We start from the raw sequence: 8,609 nt of genomic DNA, 5'->3' as shown, positions 1-8,609 counted from the left end.
TGCCGCGCGACGGCGGCATGGCAGCGGTGTTTGCCGAAGAGGCACGCGTGCGCGAGGCGCTGCGCGGACACGAGGCGGTTCTCTCGGTGGCGGCCACCAACGGCCCGCAGAACACGGTGATCGCCGGGCGCAGCGACGCGCTCGCCGCGGTGCTCGCCGAGCTTGGCGCGGCGGGCGTCGAGACGCAGGTGCTCAAGGTGTCGCACGCGTTCCACTCACCGCTGATGGATCCGATGCTCGACAGCTTCGAGCGCCTCGTCGCCGCCACGCCGCGCAGCGCGCCGCGCATCGGCGTGCTCTCCAATCTGAGCGGCCGGCTCGTCGGCGAGGAACTGACCGAGCCGGGCTACTGGCGGCGCCACGTGCGCGAGGCCGTACGCTTTGCCGAATCGATCGACACCCTGCAGAAGGACGGCTATCGCCTCTTCCTCGAGATCGGGCCCGCGCCGGTCCTGCTGGGCATGGCACAACGCTGCGAGACGAGCCCTGACAGTTCCTGGGTGGCCTCGTTGCGCAAGGGCCGCGACGACCGTGCCGCGATGCTGGAAGCCGCGGGCGCGTTGCACACGCTCGGCGTGCGCATCGACTGGCCTGCCGTGCTCGGCGCCGACGCGAGCCGCCGCCGCGACGTGCTGCCTCGCTATCCGTTCCAGCGCGAACACTTCTGGCAGGACCTGCACGGCGGCGTGGCGGCGCGCCACGCGCTGCAGGCGCTGGGCCACCCGCACCCGATGCTCGCTGGCACACTGCCGAGCCCACTGCCGCTGCTGTGCGCCGAGATCGGCATGCCGAGCCATCCCTGGCTGCGCGACCACCGCATCTTCGACTTCACCTTGTTCCCCGGCACCGGCTACCTCGAGCTGGCGCTGGCCGCCGCACGCGAGCTGCCCGGCGCACCCGCGATGGCGGTGCGTGGCCTGGAGATCCGCGAGGCGCTTCGGCTGCAGGACGACCAGTCGGTCGAACTGCAGGTGGTGATCAGCGCGGAGGCAGACGGAGCGCAGCAGGTTCAGGTGCACAGCCGCGCCAGCGACACGGATCCATCACCCTGGCGGCTGCATGCCCTGTGCACGCTGGCACCCATGGACGCAGCCGCCGCCCCGGGCGAACCGCTGGACACGCTGCGCGCCCGCCTGCGCACGCGCGTCGACGCCGCCGACTACCAGGCCCGCCTGACACGCCAGGGAGCGCACTACGGGCCGGCGTTCCGCGGCCTGGTCGAGATCTTCCGCGAAGGCGGCGAGGCACTCGGTCGTGTCGAACTGCCCGAGGCCCAGCGTGACGATGCGGCGGCGATGTCGCTGCACCCGGCGCTGCTGGACGCCTGCTTCCAGCTCGTCGGCGCCGCGCTCGACTGGTCGGCCGACGATGGCCGCGAACTGTGCGTGCCCACCGGGCTCGGCGAATACCGCCTGCTGCGCCCCGGCGCGGCCGCCGGCTGGTGCCATGTGCGCGTGGCCGCTGCGGCCGACGATCTGGACCTGTTCCGCGCCGATCTCCAGCTCCATGGCGACGACGGATCGGTGGTCGCGCAGTTGCAAGGATTGGAACTGCGGCGCACCACCCGCGCCGCGCTGGAGCGTGTGCTCGGCGGCGGCGCGCCGCGCGACTGGCTGTTCGAGACCACCTGGCCGGTCCACGACGACAAGTCCGCGACGGCGCCGCTGCCCGGCGGTCACTGGCTGCTGCTGGCCGATGAAGGCGACGGCGTGGCCGACGGCCTGCAGGTCGAGCTCGAGCGCGCGGGCGCGCGGCCGGTTCGTGTCAGTGCCGGCACGGCGCTGCGCACCGACGGCACGGTCTGGACTCTCGATCCGGAGCGTGCCGACCACTGGCGCATGCTGCTCGGCAAGGCAGCCTCGGCAGGCACCGGGCTGGCCGGCATCGTCGTGCTGTGGCCCGCGCAGGCGCACGCTGCACCGGCGAGCGACATTGCTGCGGTGGAAGCTGCACAGCGTCGCCTGCTGGCACGCTGCCTGGCCCTGGCACAGGGGGCCGCAGACACGTCGGCGCGCCTGTTCTTCGTCGCGCGTGGCAGCCAGTCGGTTGCCGGTGAGGTGCCGGACCTCGTGCAGGCGCCCGCCTGGGGCCTGGCAGGCGTGCTTGCCGCCGAACTGCCGGCACTGCGCTGCGCGCGCGTCGATCTCGACCCCGCCGCGGGCGCGGACGCGGCCGCCACGCTGTTCGACGTTCTGCGCCATGCCGGCGCCGAGGACCGCATCGCCATCCGCCAGGGACGCCGACACGTTGCGCGGTTGACGCCGTCGACCGCGCCGCCGGCGCAAGAGCGGTCGCTGTGCCTGGAGATCAGCGAGCGAGGCACGCTGGAGAACCTGGTGCTGCGCGAGTCGCCTCGCCAGCCACCCGCTGCGGGTCAGGTCGAGATCCGTGTGCAGGCCACGGGCCTCAACTTCCGCGACGTGCTGAATGCACTGGGCATGTACCCCGGAGACCCCGGTCCGCTGGGCAACGAGTGCGCCGGAGTGGTCAGCGCCGTCGGGGCAGGCGTCACCGACTTCCGGCCCGGCGACGCCGTGGTCGCGATGGTCGACCGCAGCTTCGCCACCTGGGTCACGGCGCCCGCCTCGCTCACCGCCCTCAAGCCGGACAGCCTCGGTTTCGCCGAGGCGGCGACGGTTCCCGTCACCTTCCTCACGGCACAGTACGCACTGCGTGATCTCGCCCGCATCAAGAAGGGCGATCGGGTGCTGATCCACGCGGTCACCGGCGGCGTCGGCATGGCGGCGCTGCAGCTGGCCCTGCGCGCCGGCGCCGAGGTCTTCGGCACCGCCGGCACGCCGGCCAAGCGTGCGCTGGCCAGGGCATTGGGCGCACACCACGTGGCCGATTCGCGCTCGCTGAGCTTTGCCGACGATGTGAGACGCGCCAGCGAGGGCCAGGGCGTGGACATCGTGCTGAACTCGCTGGCCGGCGATTTCATCCCCGAGAGCCTGAAGCTGCTTCGACCCGGCGGCCACTTCGTGGAGATCGGCAAGACCGGCATCTGGGACGCCGGGCGGGTCGCCGCCGAGTTCCCGGGTCGTCACTATCACCCACTCTACCTGGGCGAAATCGCCGCCGCACGCCCGCTGTTCGTTCGCGGCATGCTCGAGGAGATCCTTGCCGACATCGCCAGCGGTTCCTTGTCGGCCCTGCCGATGCGCTGCTACCCGTTGGCGCAGGCGGAGCAGGCGTTCCGGTTCATGGGCCAGGGGCACCACACCGGCAAGATCGTCATCACGCAGACGCCGGTGCCGCAGGTGCACGGCGATGCGAGCTACCTCGTCACCGGAGGGCTCGGCGGCCTCGGTCTGGCCTGTGCACAGTGGCTGGCCCGCGCCGGCGCGCGGCACCTGGTGCTGCTCGGCCGCCGACCGCCTGGCGACGCGGCGCAGGCGGCCATCGGGGCCCTGCGTGACGGCGGCTGCGTGGTCGAGGTGGTTGCCGGGGACGTGGCCGACCGCCATGTCGTCGACGCACTGCTGCAGCCTCGCGCCGGCACGCCGCCGCTGCGCGGCATCGTCCATGCCGCCGGCGCTGTCGACGACGGCCTGCTCGCCGAACTCGACCTGTCGCACTTCGATGCCGTCATGGCGCCGAAGGTGCGCGGCACCTGGAACCTGCATGCCGCCACGGCGGGCCGCGCCCTCGACTTCTTCGTCACTTTCTCCTCCGGCGCAGCGCTGCTCGGCTCGCCCGGCCAGGGCAACTACGCCGCCGCCAACGCCTACATGGATGCGCTGGCGCACGCGCGCCGGGCGCAGGGCCTGCATGCGCTGAGCATCAACTGGGGCAGTTGGTCCGAGGTGGGCATGGCCGCGGCGGTCGACCTGCAACACCGTCGTCGCTGGGAGGCCATGGGCCTGGCAATGATTGCGCCGCAGGACGGCGTGCACATGCTCGAACAGTTGCTGCGTGCCAACCGCCATGCGCAGGCCGCAGCACTGCCGCTGGTGCGCTCGCGGCTGGGCAGCGACCTCAGTCCGTTCTTCGCGCTGCTCAAGCCATCGGCACCGCAGCCGCGACCCGGCGTGGCGGCGGCGCCGCCGACGGCGCCGGTCGACATGCGCCCTCGCCTGGCCGAGGCCGGATCGCCGGCGGAGCGACGCAGCCTGATGGCGGAGTTCCTCGCCGGCCAGGTGGTCAAGGTGCTCGCCCTGCCCGGCTCCGTGGCCGTGGACCAGCAACGCTCGCTGATGGACCTGGGCATGGACTCGCTGATGGCGATGGAACTGCGCAACCGCATCCAGTCGGCCACGGCGCTGCGCGTCGCCGTGGCGGACCTGCTGAAGGGGCCGAGCATCGACAGCCTGGCCGACGACCTGCTGCAGCAGTTCGATCCCTCGCGGGCCGGCGCGTCGCACGAGGCGGGCGCGGCCACAGCCGCCGGCTGGGAGGAAGGCACGCTGTGACCGCTTCCGCCGCGCAGCCCTTCGTGCTGATGCTCGTCTTCGCGACGGCCTGGGTGCTGCTCGAGGAAGTGGTCGGCGCACGCCTGCAGGCGCACTACCCGCTGCTGCAGATCGTCTGGTGCCGCTATGCCGCTCACCTGGCCATCCTGCTCGTGCTGTTCGGCTGGCGCGAGCCGTCGCGGCTGTGGCGCACGCGTCGGCCGGTGTACCAGTGGGCGCGTTCGCTGCTGATGCTGGTCATGCCGCTGAGCTTCGCCCTGTCGCTCGGCGCCGGGCTGGACGGTGCCGCAGTGTGGGCGCTGTTCTGGTGTGCGGCGCCGCTGCTGATGCTGGCCGGCGCACGCTGGTGGCTCGGCGAACCGGTGCCGGTGCTGGCCTGGGTCGCGGCAGCGGCGGGCGGCATGGCGGCGCTGCTGCTGTTCTCGCCGGCGCCGCCGCCGGATTTCGCGCGGCTGCTGCTGCCGCTGGCGATGGCCTCGTCGTTTGCCGTCTATGTGCTGATGACGCGCGGATTGCGCTCCGAGGATGTGCGCGCGAACCTGTTCTACACCGCCTTTGGCGTGTTCGTCGTGCTGACACCGTTCATGCCGTCGATGTGGGTGCCCCCCGGCATTCATGACGTGCTGGTGCTGGTGGCCATCGGGGCGGTCGGCCTGCTGTCGCTGATTGCCCTGGACCGCGCCGCGGCGCTGGGGCCGCTCGCCTTGAGCACCCCCGCGCTGACCGCGCACCTTCTCGCGTTGATGGCCGTCGGCTGGGCACTGGAAGGACATGCCCCGACGCGCCGGGCCGCAGTTGGAGGATTGATGCTGATCGGTGTGCTGTGGTACTTCTGGCGGCGACACGCCTCGGCCGCCGCCGGCGTGCCGCCACAGGCTGTAGAAGAAGGAACAAGGTGAACATCGGGGCGTTGATCGAACAGCTCGAAGCGCAGGGATTCGAGTTCTGGCATGAAGGCAACCGGCTGCGATTCCGCGGGCCGCGCGGCGGACTGGACGCCGAGCAGCGCGCGGCGCTGTCGTCCGGGCGCGACGCGGCCATCGCCTGGATGCGCGAGCGCGAGCGCCGGCAGGTCTTGCACGCACCGCTGTCGTACGGGCAACGATCGCTGTGGCTGGTCCACCAGGAGCACCCGGACAGCGCGGCCTACAACGTGGCCTTCGCCGTGTCGGTGCGCTCGGCCATCGACCGCCGCGCGCTGGCCAGCGCTCTGCAGGCGCTGAACGACCGGCACGCGGTGCTTCGAACCCGCTACGTGCTCGACACCGGCCGTCCGGTGCAGCACATCGATGGCGAAGCGACGGTCGCGCTGGACTGGTTCGCGCTGCCGGGATGCGACGACACGACGCTGCGGCACAGCGTCGAGGCGGACTACCGTCGCCCGTTCGACCTCGAGCGCGGCCCGGTGTGGCGCACCAGCGTGTTCAGCCGCGGCGACGACGACCATGTGCTGATGATCTGCGCTCACCACATCGCCGTCGACGGCTGGTCGCTGCTGCTCATGCTCGACGAACTGCGCCAGTTCTACGCCGAGCAGACCGGCGGCGCGGCCGTCGCACTGCAGCGCCCCGAGCAGAGCTACGTCGACTACGTTCGCTGGCAGGCCACGATGCTGGAGAGCGAACCGGGACGGCGGCTGGCCGAACGCTGGATGTCGCGGCTGGCGGCACCGCGCGCCGAACTCGAGCTTCCGGCCGACCACCCGCGCCCGGCGCGCAAGTCGACCCGGGGTGCAACACTCGACTTCCACCTGGAGCCGGCGCTGAGCGACCGCCTTCAGCAACTCGCGCGTGACGAAGGCACGACGCTGTTCGTGATCCTGCTGGCGGCGTTCAAGGTCCTGCTGTACCGGTACACCGGCACCGACGACGTGATCGTCGGGACGCCGACGCTCGGTCGCGACCAGGGCGCCTTCGACCGCACGCTGGGCCACTTCGTCAACCCGGTGCCGTTGCGCTCTCGACTCGGTGCCGCACTGAGCTTCCGCGATCTCGCGCATCAGATCCGGCAGACCCTGCTCGATGCGCTCGAAGACCAGGAGTACCCGCTGGCATTGATGGTCGAGACGCTGCACCCGGTGCGCGATCCGAGTCGCTCGCCCCTGTTCGAGACGATGTTCGTGCTTCAGCGTTTCGAACAGTTCCGTGACCTCAACGAACTGCTCTCGGCAGGACCGGACGCCGGCTTCAGCGACTTCGGCGGTCTGCGCGTGCGCCCATGGCCGCTTCAGCAGCAGGAAGGGCAGTTCGATCTCGGTCTCGGCCTGGTCGAACGCGAGGGCCGGCTCGGCGGAGCGATCAAGTACAACGCGGACCTGTTCGAGAAAGGAACGATCGACGCGGTCGCCGGCCACTACAGCGAACTGCTGCGAAGCATCACCGCCGACCCGTCGCAGGCGATCGGGCAGCTCGGGATGCTGGGTCGGGCCGAACGCGAGGCGCTAATCGCCGGGGCGGGCCGTGACCTCGCAGCGTTGCCTGCACAGACCCTGCATGCCCGCTTCGAGGCGCAGGCCGCCTTGCGTCCGCACGCCACGGCGCTGAGCTGCGACGGCGAGCGCCTGGACTACGCCGAACTGAACCGCCGCGCCAACCGCGTGGCCCACCGCCTGCGCAGCATGGGCGCGGGCCGCGGCACGATCGTCGCGTTGCTGGCCGAGCGCTCGATCGAACTTGTCACCGGTCTACTGGGCATCCTCAAGGCCGGCGCCGCGTATCTGCCGATCGACCTGTCCTACCCTGCGGATCGGGTCGAGTTCATGCTGAAGGACGCGGCCGCGCCGGTCATCGTCACGCAACGGCCCTTGCTCGAGCGATTGCCGGCGCACGAGGCTGCCGTGCTGTGCCTCGACGACGCGTCGCTCGATTCGGCGGATGACGGCAATCCGGACGTGTCCTGCGGCCCGGACGACCTGATCTACGTGATCTACACATCGGGCTCGACCGGCCAGCCCAAGGGCACGCTGCTGACCCACCGCGCGGTCGACCGGCTGATGAGCGCCACCCAGCCCTGGTATGGCTTCGGGCCGGACGATGTCTGGACCCTGTTCCATTCGGTCGCGTTCGACTTCTCGGTCTGGGAGATCTGGGGGGCATTGGCGCACGGGGGACGGCTGGTGGTCGTGCCCTACCTGGTCAGCCGCTCGCCGCAGTCCTTCCTCGAGCTGATCCACGACGAAGGCGTGACGGTGCTCAACCAGACACCGTCGGCCTTCCGCCAGCTGGTGCAGGCGGACGTCGCCACCGGGCCGGCACGCCAGAGCCGGTTGCGCTACGTGATCTTCGGCGGCGAGGCCCTCGAGTTGCAGAGCCTGCGTCCATGGTTCGACCGGCATGGCGACGCCCGTCCGTTGCTCGTCAACATGTACGGCATCACCGAGACCTGCGTGCACGTGACCTATCGGCCGATCCGGTCAGCGGACCTCGAGCGCGGCATGGGCAGCGTGATCGGCGAGCCGATCCCCGACCTGCGCGTTCACGTGCTGGATGCGGCGCGCGAACCCGCGCCCGACGGCGTGGTCGGAGAGCTCTACGTCGGTGGACCCGGACTCGCCCTCGGGTACCTGAACCGGCCCGAACTCACCGCCGAGCGCTTCGTCAGCGACCCGTTCCGCCCCGGCGAGCGTCTCTACCGCACCGGCGACCTGGCGCGGCGGCGCCGCGATGGCGAACTCGAGTACATCGGCCGCATCGACCTGCAGGTGAAGATCCGCGGCTTTCGCATCGAGCTCGGCGAGATCGAGTCCGCGCTGGCTCGCCACGAGCATGTCCGCCAGGCCGCCGTGGTCGCGCGCGAGGACGATGGCGGGGGCCGCCAGCTGGTCGCCTACCTGGTCACCGACCGAGGCGCCAGCGTCACGGCTGCTCAGCTGCGCGAGCGCCTGCGCGAGTCACTGCCGGACTACATGGTGCCTGCGGCCTTCGTGTTCCTCGACACGTTGCCGCTGACCAGCAACAACAAGGTCGACGTGCGCGCCCTGCCGGCACCCGTGCCGGACACGGCCGCCGCGTCGACCTCGGCCGCCGAACCGCGCAATGTGCTCGAGTTCCAGCTGCTCGCCCTGTGGCGGCAGGTGCTTGGCAACGACCAGCTCGGCGTGCACGACAACTTCTTCGATCACGGCGGTCATTCGCTGGTTGCCGTCGAGCTGATCTCCCGCATCGAGCAGGTCTATGGCCGCAAACTGCCTCTGGCGAC

At 71.2% G+C, this 8,609-nt stretch carries 3 protein-coding genes; all 3 read left to right on the top strand.

All coding sequences use genetic code 11. The features are described 5' to 3' along the window. The first annotated feature begins 17 nt into the window (after positions 1–17). On the top strand, positions 18–4,412 hold the full coding sequence (locus AB7U92_RS16165; protein ID WP_428578968.1) for an SDR family NAD(P)-dependent oxidoreductase: 4,395 nt from the start codon (positions 18–20) through the stop codon (positions 4,410–4,412). Beyond that, entirely contained in the window at positions 4,409–5,311 is a 903-nt protein-coding gene (locus tag AB7U92_RS16160; RefSeq protein WP_428578965.1) for a hypothetical protein, read from the top strand. The genes AB7U92_RS16165 and AB7U92_RS16160 overlap by 4 nt, the downstream gene beginning before the upstream one ends. Continuing rightward, on the top strand, positions 5,308–8,609 hold a 3,302-nt coding region (locus tag AB7U92_RS16155), incomplete at its 3' end, for an amino acid adenylation domain-containing protein (RefSeq protein ID WP_428578962.1). The genes AB7U92_RS16160 and AB7U92_RS16155, both read left to right, overlap by 4 nt.

It is taken from the genome of Piscinibacter sp., from assembly GCF_050175855.1.
Lineage (GTDB): Bacteria > Pseudomonadota > Gammaproteobacteria > Burkholderiales > Burkholderiaceae_C > Piscinibacter.
Note: the sequence above shows the minus strand (reverse complement) of the source record. Positions and strands in the feature narration are given on the sequence as shown.

What these genes read in the sequence shown, in the direction of transcription:
- AB7U92_RS16165 (WP_428578968.1), top strand. Translation starts at nt 18, where the DNA reads ATGGCAGCGGTGTTTGCCGAAGAGGCACGCGTGCGCGAGGCGCTGCGC.